The 17026-nt window shown below is 61.6% G+C and carries 10 protein-coding genes and 3 pseudogenes; 12 read left to right on the forward strand and 1 reads right to left on the reverse strand.

The features are described 5' to 3' along the window. The first annotated feature begins 267 nt into the window (after positions 1 to 267). The 4 genes from BC360_RS15320 (at position 268) to BC360_RS15335 (ending at position 6632) form a co-directional block, all read left to right on the forward strand. Positions 268 to 966: an ABC transporter ATP-binding protein gene (locus BC360_RS15320; RefSeq protein ID WP_083222571.1), complete on the forward strand. Its 699-nt coding sequence runs from the start codon at positions 268 to 270 to the stop codon at positions 964 to 966. Continuing rightward, positions 963 to 3374, forward strand: coding sequence for an FtsX-like permease family protein (locus BC360_RS15325; protein WP_065795794.1), 2412 nt, complete (start codon positions 963 to 965; stop codon positions 3372 to 3374). Before BC360_RS15320 ends, BC360_RS15325 begins: the two co-directional genes overlap by 4 nt. 31 nt (positions 3375 to 3405) lie before the next feature. After that, entirely contained in the window at positions 3406 to 4437 is a 1032-nt protein-coding gene (locus tag BC360_RS15330; protein ID WP_167590839.1) for a lipocalin-like domain-containing protein, read from the forward strand. A gap of 569 nt (positions 4438 to 5006) precedes the next feature. Further along, positions 5007 to 6632: an ISL3 family transposase gene (locus BC360_RS15335; protein WP_139110062.1), complete on the forward strand. Its 1626-nt coding sequence runs from the start codon at positions 5007 to 5009 to the stop codon at positions 6630 to 6632. A gap of 288 nt (positions 6633 to 6920) precedes the next feature. Here BC360_RS15335 and BC360_RS15340 read toward each other — a convergent pair whose 3' ends face one another. Continuing rightward, positions 6921 to 7805, reverse strand: coding sequence for a LysR substrate-binding domain-containing protein (locus tag BC360_RS15340; RefSeq protein WP_065785866.1), 885 nt, complete (start codon positions 7803 to 7805; stop codon positions 6921 to 6923). A 113-nt stretch (positions 7806 to 7918) separates the two neighbouring features. On the opposite strand from BC360_RS15340, the gene BC360_RS15345 reads away from it, so the two are divergent. From BC360_RS15345 to BC360_RS15375, 8 genes and pseudogenes are all read left to right on the forward strand, one after another. Further along, positions 7919 to 9112, forward strand: coding sequence for an aromatic ring-hydroxylating oxygenase subunit alpha (locus BC360_RS15345; RefSeq protein WP_065785867.1), 1194 nt, complete (start codon positions 7919 to 7921; stop codon positions 9110 to 9112). 7 nt (positions 9113 to 9119) lie between these two features. Continuing rightward, positions 9120 to 10091 (forward strand): PDR/VanB family oxidoreductase, encoded by a 972-nt coding sequence (locus BC360_RS15350; RefSeq protein WP_083222573.1) that lies wholly within the window; start codon positions 9120 to 9122, stop codon positions 10089 to 10091. A gap of 92 nt (positions 10092 to 10183) precedes the next feature. Next, positions 10184 to 12607: a GcvT family protein gene (locus tag BC360_RS15355; protein ID WP_065795796.1), complete on the forward strand. Its 2424-nt coding sequence runs from the start codon at positions 10184 to 10186 to the stop codon at positions 12605 to 12607. A 58-nt stretch (positions 12608 to 12665) separates the two neighbouring features. Continuing rightward, a pseudogene (locus tag BC360_RS31585) lies at positions 12666 to 12803 on the forward strand (DeoR family transcriptional regulator); the annotation flags it as partial. Between the two features lie 214 nt (positions 12804 to 13017). After that, positions 13018 to 13857: a DMT family transporter gene (locus BC360_RS15360; RefSeq protein WP_065795797.1), complete on the forward strand. Its 840-nt coding sequence runs from the start codon at positions 13018 to 13020 to the stop codon at positions 13855 to 13857. A 197-nt stretch (positions 13858 to 14054) separates the two neighbouring features. Continuing rightward, positions 14055 to 15077: pseudogene (locus BC360_RS33055) on the forward strand (putative 2-aminoethylphosphonate ABC transporter substrate-binding protein). Between the two features lie 449 nt (positions 15078 to 15526). Next, on the forward strand, positions 15527 to 15835 hold the full coding sequence (locus tag BC360_RS32525; protein ID WP_065795798.1) for a hypothetical protein: 309 nt from the start codon (positions 15527 to 15529) through the stop codon (positions 15833 to 15835). An 80-nt stretch (positions 15836 to 15915) separates the two neighbouring features. Then, positions 15916 to 16933 (forward strand): annotated as a pseudogene (locus BC360_RS15375) (IS110 family transposase). Positions 16934 to 17026: the final 93 nt, after the last annotated feature.

Raw genomic sequence — 17026 nt, forward strand, 5'->3', positions numbered from 1 at the left:
CGCCTTGTCACGCTTGGCTGGCGCGGCTCGCGACCTCAGCAGACAAAAGTTTTTCAGACGCATTTGGTTCCTCTCGCGATGCTTGAGATTGCATGGAGGTCGCAGAAAATCGGCGAGCGCTGCAAGCACTTCATCGGTGCCTCTTCGGCGATGTGGTGGCCTCCATGCATTCGCTCGGCGTCTTTGCGACGAGCCGATCTGCGAAGAACCCGACCTTCGAAGAGGTCGGCATTCGCATCTCCTCGCCGTGGGCCTTTCCAAGCGGCCATGGAGCGTTACATATGTGCAATCGTCCTGATCCTGGCCGCCATGGTGATCGCACTCCGCAATCTTAGTAAGTCCTATGAGACTGCCGAAGGGCGGCTTGAAGTGTTGAGAGGGATCGATCTCGATCTCGGGGCGGGAGACAGCGTTGCCCTGACAGGGGAGTCTGGCAGTGGTAAGAGCACCCTGCTGCATCTCGTAGCCGGCCTCGACCGTCCGGACTCAGGCGAGATCGTGGTCGGGGGCCGCGACATCTCCAAGCTGGATGACCGGGGACGCGCCGCCTACAGGCGGACAGAAGTCGGCCTTGTATTTCAGCAGTTCAACCTTGTCCCCTCACTGGACGTGGCGGCGAACCTAGCCTTTCACGCCAAGCTTGCGGGACGCCACGATCCCGCTTGGGAAAATGAACTGGTGGAGCGCCTCGGAATCGGGCCATTGCTGACCAGATATCCCGAGCAGCTTTCCAGCGGACAACAGCAGCGAGTGGCGATCGGACGGACGCTTGCCGCGCGTCCCGGCTTGGTTCTGGCAGACGAACCCACAGGAAATCTGGACGAGACCAACGGAGACGCTGTCCTGGAGCTGATGCTCTCGCTTTCGAAGGGAACCGGATCGACGCTGCTCATGGCGACGCATTCGCAAAGACTGGCGGATAGGCTCGATCGGCAGCTCCATTTGCGGTCCGGGAAAATCACATGACGACTTGGACCCTAGCCACGGCACTCCTGTCCCACTGGCGACGACGGCCGCTGCAGTTCGGTGCTCTCTTGTCGGGCCTGGCGCTGGCGACTGCCCTGTGGTCCGGAGTGCAGGCGATCAACGCAGAAGCCCGCGCGAGCTACGCCCGCGCCGCGATTGCGCTCGACCAGAACGGGTTGGCAAACCTGGTTTCTCCGAACGGCGGCTCGCTTCCCCAGTCCGCCTTCGTGCGGCTCAGAAGGTCGGGCTGGAACGTGTCGCCAGTTTTGGAGGGGGACTATCGGTTCGGAACCACCCGGTTAAGGGTGATCGGCATCGAGCCCCTGACGATGCCAGCGGAGGCGCAGACCGTCGATCTGGGGAATGCCGGGGACTTGCTTTCCTTCATCTCGCCTCCGGGCACGCTGGTTGTCTCTCCTGGAACAGCGGAAAAAATACGAGGGCAGACCGACCTCGCACTGCGTGTTTCGGATCGGATGCTGGACGGGGCCGCCTTCGTCGATATTGGTTTGGCCCAGAGTCTACTAAGAAGAGACGGCGAACTCAGTCGGATTGTGATCGCCGAAAACCAACGTCCCGGTCTGGAGCCGTTTGGAGCGCTTGTCCCGGCGCTCACGGTTCGCGAGCCGAACGCACAAACAGACATCGAGCAACTTACCGAGAGCTTTCATCTCAATTTGACGGCTTTCGGCTTGCTTGCCTTCGCCGTCGGGCTGTTCATCGTGTACTCGACGATCGGCCTCGCCTTCGAGCAACGGCGGCCCACCTTCAGAACCCTTCGCTGTCTTGGCGTGTCGTTGAGGGTGCTTGCGGTTCTGCTGCTCGCCGAGCTGGTCCTTTTCGCCCTCGCCGCCGGGGCGGTCGGAGTCGCTATCGGATATCTGGTCGCGTCACTGCTGCTGCCCGGAGTGGCCGCAACCCTCGAAGGACTTTACGGAGCCAGCGTGCCCGGCACGCTTTCCCTGCGTCCGGAGTGGTGGCTTTCGGGCTTTGCCATCGCAATGGCCGGAACATTGGTTTCGTCGGCACAGAGCCTGTTGCGCTTGATGCGGGTGCCTTTGCTCGCGGTGGCCCAACCCCAGGTATGGGGACGATCGTCCCAAGCGGGGCGGCGGATTCAGGTGCTGGCCGCAGCGGCTTTGCTAGCCCTCTCGGGAGCTCTTCTTCTGTGGGCTGATGGACTCCAGGCGGGCTTTGGCATCCTTGGCTGTCTTCTGCTCGGGGCGTCACTACTTCTCCCCGCCGTGCTCTCCGGATTCCTCACCGTGATGCAGCGGACGTCTTCGGGTGCGCTCGTCACGTGGTTCTGCGCCGACACCCGGCAGCAACTCCCGGGACTTTCCCTTGCCCTCATGGCATTGCTTCTTGCTCTGGCGGCAAACGTAGGCGTCGGAACCATGGTGTCGAGCTTCCGTCTCACGTTCGTCGGCTGGCTCGACCAACGCCTCGCCGCGGAGCTTTACGTCGCCGCCCGGACCGAGCCCGAGGCAGACAGGCTCAGGGCATGGCTCGCAACGAAGGTGGAATCGGTGCTGCCGATCTCCAGCGTAGACGCCGAGATCCGGGGGCAGTCGATGCAGATCTTCGGCGTCGTTGACGATCCGACCTACCGGAAGCACTGGCCCCTGATCGCCGGCTTGCCGGACGTCTGGGATCGGGTGGCTTCCGGGGAAGGGGTGTTGGTCAACGAACAGTTCTGGAGGCGGGAGCGGCTCCGCATCGGCGATCAGCTAGATCTGGCCAACGACTGGAAGTCGACGGTTGTCGGCGTCTATTCGGATTATGGAAACCCAAAGGGCCAAGTCATCGCCGGAATAAACGCCCTGACCTCTCGGTACCCGCAAGTCTCGCGCTTGCGCTACGGTCTGCGGGTCCAGCCTGATCAGGTTGCCGACCTGCGGGCGAGCCTCTCGGGCGAATTCGGGCTACCACCGGATAACATCGTCGATCAGGCGGCACTGAAGGAACAGTCACGGCGGATCTTCGATCGCACATTTTTGGTCACTGGCGCATTGAACATATTCACGCTTGGGGTTGCAGCATTGGCTATGTTCTTAAGCCTCCTCACGCTTTCGGAAATGCGCCTCCCGCAGCTTGCGCCCGTATGGGCCATGGGGGTCACAAGACGCGATCTCGCTCTTCTTGAGCTTCTGAGACCGCTGGTGCTCTGGCTGACGACATTTATTGCCGCTTTGCCACTCGGCCTGGCGCTGGCGTGGGTTCTTCTCGCGGTGGTGAACGTCGAAGCCTTCGGCTGGCGTCTGCCGATGCATATCTTTCCTTACGAGTGGGTCAGGCTCGGTCTCGTCGTGCTCGCCGCTGCGGTCGTTTCCGTATTCATCCCGCTTCGCCGGCTGGCGGGGCTCGCGCCGTCGGAACTTCTGAAGGTATTCGCCAGTGAGCGTTAGATCGATTGCGATCGCCTTGGCGGTGATGACCATGGCCAGCTTGTCCGGAAGCCAAGCGGCCTCCGAGGGTTTTGCTGGCCTCGGCTCGGCGGCCGAAGGGTTTTCGGTTCCGCAGCCCGGCCTGCCGTTCCGTTTCCCCGCCGACCACGGCCCACATACGGACTTCCGGATAGAGTGGTGGTATCTAACGGCCAATCTTGAAGCTCCCGACGGGACGCAATACGGCGCGCAGTGGACCCTTTTCCGGTCAGCGCTTGCTCCAAGGGAGGCGAACGGGTGGTCGAGCCCACAGCTTTGGATGGGTCACGCAGCCGTCACGACTTCCGGAGACCACTTCGTGGCAGAACGTATTTCACGCGGGGGAGTGGGACAGGCTGGCGTTGTCGCGGAGCCTTTCTCGGCCTGGATCGATGACTGGCAGATGAAGGGACTTGCAGCCCCGGGATCGGATCAGCTGGCCGAACTCAACGTGACTGCAGCCGCAAAGGACTTCAGTTACGAACTCCGCCTGTCGGCCACCGGCCCGCTCGTGCCGCATGGCGATAACGGCTATTCGGTGAAATCGGCGAAGGGACAGGCCAGCTACTATTATTCGCAACCGTTCTACGCGGTGACCGGCTCGCTTGCGCTGCCCACCGGGAATGTCGCCGTGACGGGGAAGGCCTGGCTTGACCGCGAGTGGTCGTCACAGCCGCTCGCGGAAGATCAGACGGGTTGGGACTGGTTCTCGCTGCATCTCGATACAGGGGAGAAGCTCATGGGCTTCCGTCTTCGAGACGCTGGAGAGGGATTTACCTCGGCGACCTGGATCACTGCCGAGGGCCGACCGGAGCCCTTACCCGCGGGAACTCTCCAGATCGTTCCCGTCCGGACTGCCAAGGTCGCAGGGCGTCGGATTCCAGTGGCCTGGAACGTACGAATTCCCAGTCGCGGCTTTGATGTCACGACCAGGCCGTTGAACGACCAAGCATGGATGGCAACGTCCACACCGTATTGGGAAGGCCCGATCAGCTTTGGCGGCAACGTCGGCGGGAGGGGGTATCTGGAGATGACTGGGTACTAAACACCTAGATAACCCTTGACCCCAAAATCCTGATGTGAACCCGATCGAACCAAGGATCCGTCGTTCTTTTTCAACCGAACTTCACGCTCTGTTGTTGCGACGCAAGTTATAGGTTGATTTTTAGAAAGCATACGTCAGCCTACAGGCTGATTCCTTCAGATCCTCTCTCAGTTTACAGACTGATCCGATGATCTCTCCAAGACCACCGTCACGGGCGTATGGGTGCTCGTTTCAGCGGTCGCCATCGCGTTCTACTACATCTGGAGCGCTGAACTGACGGACAGTATGGCACCCTTCCGGTAAATGCCCCGGCGGGCTTTGTCGCGATCCCGCCATTGGCTGGTTGGGAAATGGCGAACACCGTCTACGAGACCACCGTTCAGGCGGCATGGACTACCGTCTATCTCGGTGTGATGATCACTGTCGCCGGCCTGCAGATGCCGATCCTGACCGATTGATTGACGACATTGACTATTCCGATACCCACCTTCGCGATTCCAACAATCCGCGGTTCTTCCTCAATTTCTGTGGTTAACAGAGTGTTAGCGCCGCGACTGCTATCTGCGGTGATGCGAGCGCAATTGAAATGGTCACCCGGCCCAGGGGTCAAAGTTCTGGGTATCACCTTTCAAGATGAAGAAAACTGGGTTGTTTCTGCCGCTGCGAAACCTGTCGGTATCTGCCCGGTTTGCGGAACGCGAAGCCGGCATCGGCATGGCTGGCACAACCGCCGCCTCCAGGACTTGCCTGTTCAGGGTCAAGCTGTGAAAATCAAACTCGCGCTGAACCGGTGGCAGTGTAGACACCGGAAATGCGGGCGACGAACCTTCACCGACAGGTTGCCCGAGATTGCTTCACCCTACATGCGAAGAACTGAACGGATGACTGAGATTGTAGGCTTGATTGGCCACAGGATGGGCGGTCGCCCCGGAGAGCACTTGATGCATCGGCTCGGCATGCCGGTCAGCGACGACACGATCTTGCGGCAATTGAAGCGCAAGAATCCGGCGTCCATGCAAAAAGACAATATTCGGGTTGTGGGTATTGATGATTGGAGCTGGCGGCATTCCTCGCGGTACGGCACGATCATGGTCGATCTTGAGCGTCAATCGGTCGTCGATGTTTTGGACGACCGCAGCGTTGAGAGCGCAAGAGCATGGTTGCAAGAACGTCCGACTATCGAGGTTGTTAGCCGAGACCGCTGTGGCCTGTATGCCCAGGCAGCCCGGGAGGGCGCACCGCAGGCCCGCCAGGTGGCTGACCGTTTTCATCTGGTCCAAAATCTCAGGGCGGCGATCAAGGAACAGATGAGCGTTTATGGTCACGCCCATGTGAGACCCATTCTCTCCGAAGATGCTATCGCCAGCGCTACGGCACGACACCGCCGCGCCCGCTTGGCGCACAGACAATCCCGTCAGGAAATATTTGAGACGCTTCAAGCTTTGCGCCAGCAGGGCCTCACCTACAGCGAGATTGCAAGGCGGACCGGATACGAGCGCCGCAGCATCGCGAATTGGCTTACTTCTAACGCACCTCGAGACAGAAACCGGGCAGCATTGAATCCGACATCGCCATTGTATTTTGAAACTTTTCTGGCTGAACGCTGGAAGAATGGAAACCGCATTGGGCGCCATCTGTTTTACGATATCAAGAACCGCGGCTATACGGGCAGCCGTTCCAATCTGGAGCGCTTGTTGAAGGTGTGGCGTGAAGTCGAAAACATCCAACCCGACGACCCGCCTCCCGATGTGGATGTTTCAGAACCCGTCCGCGATCCTGAAACCGGCCATGTGATCTCGTCTGTGGTGGCCGCAGCTTTGTGCATAAAACCGCGCGGTCTGCTGACAGATCGTCAGGCCAGAAAGGTCAATGCATTGAAGCAGGGCTCGACAGCGTTCGCCATAATGCGTGGCTTGGCCATGCGCTTCAACGGCATCTTGCGCAGCAGGAATTCGGAGGCACTGGATAAATGGATCGATGATGCCATTGATACCGAACTCACGGCAATCATGCGTTTCGCCAGCGTTTTGCGCCGGGATATTGATGCCGTCAAAAATGCGATCGAACTCCCGTGGAGCAACGGTCAAGCCGAAGGGCAGATCAACCGCCTCAAGATGCTGAAGCGAGCAATGTACGGTCGCGCCGGCCCAGAACTGATGAGGGCGAGAATGCTGCCGCTGAATCACAGAAATTGAGGATGAACCCATTTACCTGCCAAGCGACACATCCTTTCCCATCGGTTGCTCCTATTCCAATTCTCGCGTGTCATCCTCAAAAGCCAAGAACGACCGCTCCCCCCCGTCAGCCCTGCTCCAGCGGCGGTCTTTTCGGAAAATCCAGCCAGTGCTACGACCTCCGTCCTGCACGGGCCGGCAGAGGTCATAGGTGCACTGTCGAATCTCACCCGCATGCATACTCGGGCAGACAAAGCGCCTACGGAACGCGCTGTGAGCGAATGCGGCGAAATTCCGCGTTTGGGGCACTCAGTGCTCCCCGGCTCCCGCTGCGGAGACCGTCTGCAGCAGCCAGTCTTGGAACGCCGAAACCTTCGGCATTTTGACCTTTTGCGCTGAGGCCACGAACCAGTATCCCCCCGAACTCTGAAGCCGCTCCTTGAACGGGGCGACGAGCAGGCCGGACCGCAGCTCCCGCTCGATCAGCGTCGAGCGTCCGAGTAGGATGCCCTTGCCTTCGATCGCCGCCCGGATCGCCATAATCGACTGATCGAAGGCAGCACCCGCAGTGGTGTCGATGTCCGCGATGCCGGCGTGGGCGAGCCAGGCGTCCCAGTCTTCCGCATAGCCCGGCACATGCAGGAGATCGCTGCCGCAAAGCGCACCGGCGCTCGGGAGCTCGGCCGCAACCTTCGGCGCGCAAACCGGAAAGATCTCGTCGCGCATCAGCAAGACGGCCTCCTGTCTCGGCCAGTTGCCCCAGCCGTAGCGGATCTCGGCATCCACCTTGCCCTGCCCTTGATCAAGCGCCGTCAACCTGAGATCGATGTTGGGGTGCGAAGCACGGAAAAGATCGAGCCTTGGGGCAATCCATTGGCTGGCAAATGATGTCGGCACGTGCACGACAAGCACGTCGCGCGCGCCCCGGTCGTTGAACTTCTGCGTCGCTTCCTCAATCAGCGCGAAGGCGCGCCCCAGATCCTCGGCGTATCGGCGGCCGGGGCCTGTGAGCCTGACACCGTTTGCATGGCGGTCGAACAGGTCCTTCGCAAGACGCTGCTCCAGGACGCGAATATGCTGGCTGATTGCCGACGGCGTCACATGGAGTTCGGCGGCCGCAGCCGCAAAGCTGCCGAGCCGGGCGGCGGCTTCGAAGGCACGGAGCCAGTTCAGGGGAACGCGTTCGGCAGGCATGGCACCCTTAGATTTTCTTGCTCTGACCCAAAGGTATTCGCGTTTGCGCGACGGAACAAGAGGCATGTAGCCTCGCCTCCACTCGACCAAGGTTCTGTTGGAGAGGTGCCGAAATGGATATGTTTTCGACCTATTGTCCTGGGAAGGGGCTGCCGCGCGAGTTCTATCTGAGCGAAGAGATTTTTGCCGCCGAGCAGCAGAAGATCTTCCGCAACAACTGGTTCTTTGCCGGCCACACGGTCGAGTTGCCGAAGCCCGGAGACTATATCACGCTCGATGTCGGTGGTGCGCCCGTCGTCCTCGTGCGAGACCGTAGTGGCAAGGTGCACGCCCATCACAATGTCTGCCGACACCGCGGCTCGATCATCTGCACCAAGGAAAAGGGCACGGCTGCGCGTCTTGTCTGCCCCTACCACTCCTGGTCATACGCCCATGACGGCGCGCTGATCGGCGCACCGATGATGGGCGAAGAATTCGACAAGAGCGCCCACGGGCTGAAGCCGGTTCATGCGGAGGAATCGGATGGACTGATCTTCGTCAATCTCTCCGAGACGCCTTCCCCGTTCAGCGAGTTGCGCGACCACCTTTCGCCAATCCTGAAATCCCAGGGCGTCGCCCGCGCGAAGATAGCGCTCATCCGCGACTATCATCTCGACGTGAACTGGAAGATCGTCGTCGAGAACAACCGCGAGTGCTACCATTGCGAGGCCAACCATCACGGCTACGTCTCGGTTCAGTACGACACCGAGAATGATAATCCGGCGCTCAAAGGCGAGATCGCCGAACGCCTCGCCGATTGCACGATCCGGTGGGAAAAGGCGGGCCTCGACGTCGCCCGGGTCAACACCTCGTCGAACAACACCGCCGAATGGTTCCGTGCTAACCGCACGCCGGTGCGCAAGGGTATGGTCACCGAAAGCCCGGACGGCCAGCTGGTGTGCAACGTGTTGATGGCCGGTTTCGCCGACCCCGACATGGGGACGGCCCGCGCCAACACGAACATCAATTTCTGGTGCCACGCGAACTCCGACTATGCCCATACGGTGCGGATCACTCCGGTCTCGCCGACGAAAACGATCGTGCGCGGCTACTGGCTTGTCGATGAGGCGGCCGTCGAGGGCCGCGACTATGATCCCGAGAAGGTCGCGGCCTTCCACGATCAGGTGATGTCGGAGGACTGGGAGATCTGCCGCCGGCAATGGATCGGCGTCACCTCGCCCGGCTTCGACCCCGGCCCCTATTCGCCGACGAAGGAGCAGAACGTCGATCGCTATATCCGCTGGTATGCCCGGCGGATGAGCGCATGATGCTCCCATGATGGTGCCAGCCATGCTCTCCAGGCCGGAAATCCTGCTGCAAGTCGCCGATATCGAGGCGCTGACTGCGCGAGTCTCGGCCTACAGGTTGGTCTCCCCTTCTGGCGAGCACCTGCCGGCCTGGGACGCGGGCGCTCATCTCAACTTCCACCTGCCAAGCGGCCGCTCGCGTTGTTACTCGCTGTGTGGCGACCCCGCCCGGACGTCCGAATACTGGATCGCCGTCCAGCGCGAGGAACAGGGCGAAGGCGGCTCGCTGGAGGTGGCCAGAACTTTTGCGCGCGGGGTCGTGGTGCGCGCCGACCGGCCGCGCAACGGTTTTGCGCTGGCCGAAGATGCCCGGCGTCATGTCCTGATCGCCGGCGGCATCGGTATCACGCCGATCATCGCGATGATCCATCATCTGCGGCAGGCCGAGGCGGATTATTTCGCCCATGTCTGTGCGCGCGCTCTCGAAGAAACAGCGTTCCGCGCGCTCGTTCTCGACGAAGTCGCCGCCGGCCGCGCAGCGCTCCATCACGACGGCAACGATCCCGCCCGCCGTCCCAACATGGCCGCACTGGTCGGCGAGGCTGCCGCCGGAGCCCATGTCTATGCCTGCGGCCCGGCAGGGTTCCTCAAGGCATTTGGCAAGGCGACCGAAAGCTGGCCGCGTCATCAGATACATGTCGAAAGTTTCGTCCCCAACGAGCGCCTGGGCGACGGCGACCAAGGGTTCGAGGTCGAGATAGCCTCGAGCCGCGAGGTCATTGCAGTGCCGGCCGACAAGACGCTGCTCGCAGCGCTGGCCGAGCGCGGACATGGTATCGCGACGAGCTGCCGGCAGGGGATCTGCGGCTCCTGCATGGTGCGCTACCTCGACGGCATTCCCGATCATCGCGACGAGGCACTCTCCGAAGTCGAACGGCAGGAATACCTCACTGCCTGCTGCTCACGCGCGCTTTCACCAAGGCTCGTCCTCGACCTCTGACGAATTTGCGTTGCGCCGGCGGGAGGCCGTCTCAACGGGCAAACAAACCGGCAATCTCTCGCTGTCGTAAGCTCAATCCGGAAAGGCCGAAAATGTCTAGCAAAGTTCCCGCGCACGCCCGCATCGTCATCGTCGGCGGCGGCGCCATCGGCACCAGTATCGCCTACCATCTTGCCCAAGCGGGAGAGAAGGATGTGCTCCTCCTCGAAAAAACCGCGCTGACCGCAGGCTCCACCTGGCATGCCGCCGGGCTGATGGGGCAGCTGCGCAGCAAGGTCAACCTCACCCGCCTGATGCAGTACAGCGCCGACCTCTGCGCCCGGATCGGCGCCGAGACCGGCCAGGACGTTGGCTGGAAGAACGTCGGCAGCCTCAGGCTTGCCGCCTCCGACGCGCGCTGGGAGGAACTGAAGCGCGCCCATACGGCCGCCAAGAGCTACGGCTTCGACATGGAACTGATCGGCCCCGATGAGATCAGGCGGCTGTTCCCGCTCATCGACACCAAGGGGCTACGCGGTGCGACCTGGATCGCCTCGGACGGCCATGTCGATCCCTATTCGTTGACCCATGCCTATGCCAAGGGTGCGCGCGCCGGCGGTGTGCGCATCGTCGAGGGGGTCACCGTCACCGGTTTCACTATCAAAGACCGCCGCATCACCGCCGTGAAGACGAGTGAAGGCGAGATCGGTTGCGAGATCGTCGTCAACGCTGCGGGCCTCTGGGCGCGCCAGCTCGGCGAACTCGCAGGCATCGATCTACCAATCACCGTGGTCGAGCACGAATACTTCGTCACCGAGAAATCGCCCTTGGTGCCGGACGACCTGCCGACGCTGCGCGACCCCGACGCCAATTTCTACGTCAAGCCCGAGCCGGGCGCGATGGCGATCGGCGGCTGGGAGAAGGAGACGCGCGCCGCCTACGGCCTCGGTAAGTTGCCGATGAGCTTCGGCCAGGAGCTGTTCGCCGACGACCTCGAGCGCATCGCCGAAGTGATCGAAGGCGCCTCGAACCGCATTCCGATGCTCGGCGAACTCGGCGTGCGCTCGGTGGTCAACGGCCCGATCCCGATCTCCGCCGACGGCGAGCCGGTCATGGGCCTTGCCGGCGACTTCGAGAACTTCTTCGTCGCCTGCGGCTTCACTTCCGGAATCGCAGCCTCGGGCGGCGCCGGCCGCGCCATGGCCAACTGGATCCTGGAAGGCGATCCTGGCATGGACCTCTGGGCCTTCGACCTTCGCCGCTTCGGGGGGCCGCACGGCGGACTTGCCTATCTGCGCGACAGCGCCATCGAAGCCTATTCGAAATATTACGCCATCGCCTGGCCGGAAGAGGAACGCTCGGCCTGCAGGCCGCTGCGCCGCTCACCGCTTTATGAGACCCTCACGGCCAAAGGCGCCGTCAACGGCGTAAAGTTCGGCTGGGAGAGACCCAACTATTTCCTGCAATCCGGCGAAGCAAAACCGCCGCTTGAAACCTTCGAGCGCGCACCTTACGCCGAGGTCATCGGCCGCGAGCACAGTGCCGTGCGCCAGCGTGTGGCGCTGGTCGACCAATCGTCCTTCTCCAAATTCGAGGTGACGGGCCCGGGTGCGCTTCGTTACCTGCAGTGGCTGGCGGCCGCCAATGTCGACCGCAGTGAGAACGCCGTGATCTACACGCAACTGCTCAACAGGCGCGGCGGCATTGAGGCCGACCTCACCATCATGCGGCGACGCGAGGATGTCTTCCATGTCGTCACCGGCTCGGCCTTCGGCACGCGCGACGGCGGCTGGATCCGCAGCCACATGCCGCGCGACGGTTCGGTTCAGGTGCAGGAGGTGACCGGCGCCTACGGCGTCATCAACCTGTGCGGCCCGCTTTCGCGCGACGTCCTTGCCAGGGTGAGCGAGGATGACGTCGGCAACCACGCCTTCCCCTACATGACGTGTCGCGACATCCGTATCGGCTGGGCGCCGGTCATGGCCGCGCGCGTCACCTATGTCGGCGAGCTCGGATGGGAGCTACATGTGCCGACCGAATACATGGCTTACGTCTACGAGCTGTTGAAAGAGGCGGGAGCCGCGTTCGACATCGCCGACGTCGGTTACAAGGCGATCTCCAGTCTGCGCATGGAAAAGCGCTACCTCTATTGGGGCGCCGACATCACTCCCGACGACTCGCCCCTGGAGGCGGGACTGGGCTTTGCCGTGTCGATGAAGAAGGGCGATTTCCACGGTCGCGACGCGATCGCCGCGCAGAAGGAGGGGGGCATCGTCCGCAAACTCGCTTGCTTCCGGCTCGATGAGCCTCTGCCGGTATATGGCGGTGAAGCGATGTCGGTGGACGGCCGCGTCGTCGGCATGACCACCAGCGGCGATTTCGGCCACACCGTCGGCGCTTCGCTCGTGTTCGGATATCTCAAGGGGGAGGACATGGCGCTCAGTGAAATCGAAGTAGAGGCGTTCGGCCGCCGCAGCAGAGCAAGGGCCGTCGAGCGCTGCGCCTATGACCCTTCCGGCGAGCGTATCCGCATCTAGCTTCGTCGCAAACGAACCAGTTTCCACAAATTGCAACATTTCTTTGCCCTGGCGAATGATGTTGCCGCATGTCCGACTCGCAAAACCTCGGGCGCTCGCGCCGCGCCGCCACGACGAAATACTAAGGCGCGTCGCGACCGACGGCTCCGTGAGCATCACGGAGCTGGCAACATTCTTCGACGTGTCGCGGGAGACGAAACAATGAAGAGCTACACCAGCGTCAAGACCTATTCGCTGCCATGGCCCTCAACGAGAACGTTACATCATAATCGCGAGGGCGCCGCCTCGGCGCCCTTGCTCCCGTCCATCGGGATCTCCAAGAAAAGTCCGTGCACTTGCACCTATCCCAATGCGCTCGACTCGGCGGCTGATCTTTCACCGCTCCACCCCTCCTGCCCCGGGTTTGGCCCATGTCAACCTTTGCGCTTACCATTGTGCTTGTCGCGGCTTTCCTACATGCGAGTTGGAATGCCTTGGTCAAGGCGGCGACAGACCGCGCCGTCGTGCTTGCGGCGGTTTCCGCCATGCACACCGTGCTCGGCGCGGCACTCGTACTTATTGCCGAGCCGCCGGCGCCAGCCAGTTGGATCTGCATCTTCCTGTCGACGGTCATCCACTACGGCTACTACGTTTTCCTCTTCCACTCCTACGGGATCGGTGACCTGTCGCAGGTCTATCCGATCTCCCGCGGACTCGCACCGGCGCTCGTGGCCGCCAGCTCATTCCTCCTGATTGGCGAGAACCTTTCGCCCACGGGCTGGGCCGGCCTGGCGGCAATTTCGGCCGGCATAGGGTATCTCGCGATCCAGAGGGGAGCCGCCGGGGCCGATCCACGGGCAGTCGGCGTGGCGGCAATCAGCGGCCTGCTGATCGCCGCCTATTCGGTGGTCGACGGCATCGGCGTGAGGCTGAGTGGCAATCCCTTCGGCTATATGGGTTGGCTCTTCCTGCTGGAGCTGCCGGTGTCACTCTGCGTATTCGCCCGCAAATGGCGCGGCTCGGCCACCATAGAGAGCCGCACCGTTGCGCTCGGCCTCGTTGGCGGCGTCGGAGCCGTCACCGCCTATGGCCTCGTCATCTATGCCAAGACGGTCGCTCCGCTCGGAGCGGTATCGGCGGTGCGAGAATCGAGCGTAATCATCGCGGCACTGATCGGGCTTTCCATCTTCGGCGAGAGGCCATGGCTCGGACGAATCGTCTGTGCAGCGATCGTCGCCGGCGGTGTCGTCACCCTCGCGTTTTCTGCATGACGTACGTCCGGACACGCTGCAGAAAGTATAAATTCTACCTTCCATGTTATAAAAATAATAGATTTTACTTATTGACTGCCGGTTTCCAGTATCAAGTCGGACGAGGCGTAATTCCAGGCATCTGCTATGCTCAAATGCCAGTTGAAGCCTCTCCCAAATGCATCGCGCTTAAAGCCGAAAAAGGGGAGCAGATACAAATGCATCAGCAGAAATCTGTCGTACTTGCCGCCTTCGCCGCAACGCTAATGTCGACGGCTGCATTGGCCGAGAATCAGCTAACGGTCTACACTGCCATCGAGGCCGAGGACCTCAAGCGCTACGCCGAAACGTTTAATCAGGACCATCCCGACATCAAGCTCAACTTCGTCAGGGATTCCACCGGCGTCATCACTGCCAAGCTTCTCGCCGAAAAAGACAATCCGCAGGCCGACGTTCTCTGGGGGCTCGCCGCCACCTCGCTCCTCGTCCCGAAGGCCGAAGGCATGCTCGAGCCTTACGCGCCGAAGGGCGCCGAGCTTCTCAAGCCGAAGTTCATCGACAAGGACACGCCGCCAAGCTGGGTCGGCATGGATGCCTGAGCGGCCTCCATCTGTTTCAATACCGTCGAGGGACAAAAGCTTGGCCTGACCGCACCGAAGAGCTGGAAGGATCTCGCGAAGCCGGAGTATAAGGGCCATGTGGTAATGCCCAATCCAGCCTCGTCCGGTACCGGCTACCTCGACGTTTCGAGCTGGCTGCAACTCTTCGGCGAGCAGCGCGGCTGGGCCTACATGGACGAGCTCCACCGGAACATCGCCACCTACACGCACTCCGGCTCCAAACCGTGCAAGATGGCGGCGGCCGGCGAAGTTCCGATCGGCATTTCCTTCGAGTTCCGGGCGGCCAAGTCGAAGGCGGAAGGCGCGCCTCTCGACATCATCATTCCCGAAGAAGGCATTGGCTGGGACATGGAAGCCTCTGCGATCGTCGCCGGCACTGCCAACGAAGAGGCGGCCAAGACGCTCCTCGACTGGTCCGTCAGCAAGAAAGCCAACGAGATGTACAACGTCGGCTACGCCGTTGTGGCGATGCCGGGCGTCGCCAAGCCAGTTCCGCACCTGCCCGCCGACATCGAAGACAAGATGATCGACAACGACTTCGAGTGGGCTGCCAACAATCGCAAGGCGATCCTCGAGGAATGGCAGAAGCGCTACGACAGCAAGTCCGAGCCGAAGGGTTGACACAGTCGACCAGGTGGCGGGGCGTCGTCGCTGTCGGCGCCCCGCCGCGCGCTGAACGCACCCGATCGCCCCAGAAACCGGAGAGCGCCACCAAGATCGGGGCCGAACGCGCTTACCTCAGAATAAACAAGGCCTGGAAAGGCCTCGGCAGTTTCAGAGGCTGAAGAACATCTCGCTTGAAATGAAGGAGCGCGACTTCATCTGCGCCCCTCGGCCCTTTCGGCTGCAAGATCAGCGTTTCTCAGAGCGTTTGCGGGATTCGATGCGCAGGCCGAGACAACCGCCTTCCCGGCGCGATTGCCGCATCGTCTTTCAGCCCTAGGCATATCCGAAGACTGGAATTGAACTGACAGCAACATGAGACAGGAAATCGCCACATCTAAAGAGCGCACATGGACGCCCTTGCCCGCACGAAAACGCTGGGGCCGGACGGCACAGGGAGAAGGCCGATGACGACTGAAACGAACACCCAGCCAAATCCTCGCGAAACCCAATCGTCGCTCGCTGCTCACCTAGCGGAACGCGCGACACGCATCGTGGATCTCATGCGGTCGATCAATGACATCGCCCGATTGAATGCCGGTATCCGCTCCTTGCTACCCGATCCGACATCGCCACCACAGGGCGTTGCCGGATCGTTCGCCCGCCTCAGGCAGAGGATTGGCCAAGGCGTCGATCGTTGGAGGCTGACCGAGAACGACGGGAACGGTCTCACCCCCCCGGCGCGGAGGAGTTTCTGGCCGTTAGACGGTCTTTGATCCACCTGACTTGGCGCGGTCGCAAGGAGATCATCGCCGCGGCCGCGCAGAAGCACTACGCCGAGTCCGAAGGCGGCCCGATCACGATCGGATTGGATTTGGGCCAAGTCGGTCTTCCAGGTTCACGCCGTCACTGGAGACGGACATGTTGCTGTCCGACGTACGTTGCGGCGATCGCAGGTGCTGGAGTTCTTTCGAGGCCTCGGTCCCTGTCTGGTCGGCCTCGAGGCTTGCGGGAGTGCGCATCACTGGGCGAACGCGATCAGCGAAATTGGCCATACCGTGAGGTTGATGCCGCCCGCCTATGTGAAGGCCTATGTCAAACGTAACAAGACCGACGCAGCGGATGCTGAGGCGATCTGCGAGGCCGTAACGCGCCCGACGATGCGCTTTGTGCCCATCAAATCGGCTGAGGAGCAAGCTGGTATGGTCTTAAAGACCCGAGAGTTATTCGTGCGCCAGCGAAGCCAGACGGCGAACGCCATGCGTGCCCACATGGCTGAGCTCGGGATCATCGCCGCGACCGGCATGACCTGCATTGCCAAGCTCGTTGCCATACTGCGCGACGACCAAGACAGGCGTCTACCAGCTCCGGCTCGCGCCGCGCTTCTCGAGATGGCCGAGCAAATTGAAACGCTCACAGAAAGGATCGAGATGCTCGACACCAAAATTGTCGCGGCGGTGAAGGTCGATGATGCGGCCCGCCGCCTGACGACCATTCCCGGTGTTGGTCCTATCATCGCTGCGACCGTCCGGGCCGCCGTCCAAGATCCCGCAGCCTTCCGAACCGGGCGGGATCTGGCCGCCTGGATAGGTATCACACCGCGAGCGAACTCGAGCGGCGGCAAGGAGCGGCTCGGCAAAATATCCAAGCGAGGCAATAAGCAGTTGCGAACTCTGCTCATTGTCGGTGCTACGTCTATCCTGAAGCAGGCTCGCAGAGGCGTAAAGTTACCTGCCTGGATCGGGTCCCTGATGGCACGACAACCCTACAAGGTCGCCGCCGTGGCGCTAGCCAACAAGATGGCGCGCACAATATGGGCCCTTCTCGTCAAGGGTGGCACCTACCAACCACCGTCGACTACGCCGACGGCGTAGAAACAGAATTCCCAGGGCCTCGGCGCTGGGATAAAGCAGCAAGGTGCGAAAGCGTGATGAACCCGAGGGGCGACACCTCGATGCCGATCAGAC

This window comes from Ensifer sp. LC163, from assembly GCF_001695855.1.
In the GTDB taxonomy this organism is placed as follows: Bacteria; Pseudomonadota; Alphaproteobacteria; order Rhizobiales; family Rhizobiaceae; genus Ensifer.

Bases quoted from the DNA above. Each gene is read 5' to 3' on its own strand.
- BC360_RS15320 (WP_083222571.1), top strand. From the start codon at position 268: ATGGAGCGTTACATATGTGCAATCGTCCTGATCCTGGCCGCCATGGTG.
- BC360_RS15325 (WP_065795794.1), top strand. From the start codon at position 963: ATGACGACTTGGACCCTAGCCACGGCACTCCTGTCCCACTGGCGACGA.
- BC360_RS15330 (WP_167590839.1), top strand. From the start codon at position 3,406: ATGGCCAGCTTGTCCGGAAGCCAAGCGGCCTCCGAGGGTTTTGCTGGC.
- BC360_RS15335 (WP_139110062.1), top strand. From the start codon at position 5,007: ATGCGAGCGCAATTGAAATGGTCACCCGGCCCAGGGGTCAAAGTTCTG.
- BC360_RS15340 (WP_065785866.1), bottom strand. From the start codon at position 7,805: ATGCCTGCCGAACGCGTTCCCCTGAACTGGCTCCGTGCCTTCGAAGCC.
- BC360_RS15345 (WP_065785867.1), top strand. From the start codon at position 7,919: ATGGATATGTTTTCGACCTATTGTCCTGGGAAGGGGCTGCCGCGCGAG.
- BC360_RS15350 (WP_083222573.1), top strand. From the start codon at position 9,120: ATGATGGTGCCAGCCATGCTCTCCAGGCCGGAAATCCTGCTGCAAGTC.
- BC360_RS15355 (WP_065795796.1), top strand. From the start codon at position 10,184: ATGTCTAGCAAAGTTCCCGCGCACGCCCGCATCGTCATCGTCGGCGGC.
- BC360_RS15360 (WP_065795797.1), top strand. From the start codon at position 13,018: ATGTCAACCTTTGCGCTTACCATTGTGCTTGTCGCGGCTTTCCTACAT.
- BC360_RS32525 (WP_065795798.1), top strand. From the start codon at position 15,527: ATGACGACTGAAACGAACACCCAGCCAAATCCTCGCGAAACCCAATCG.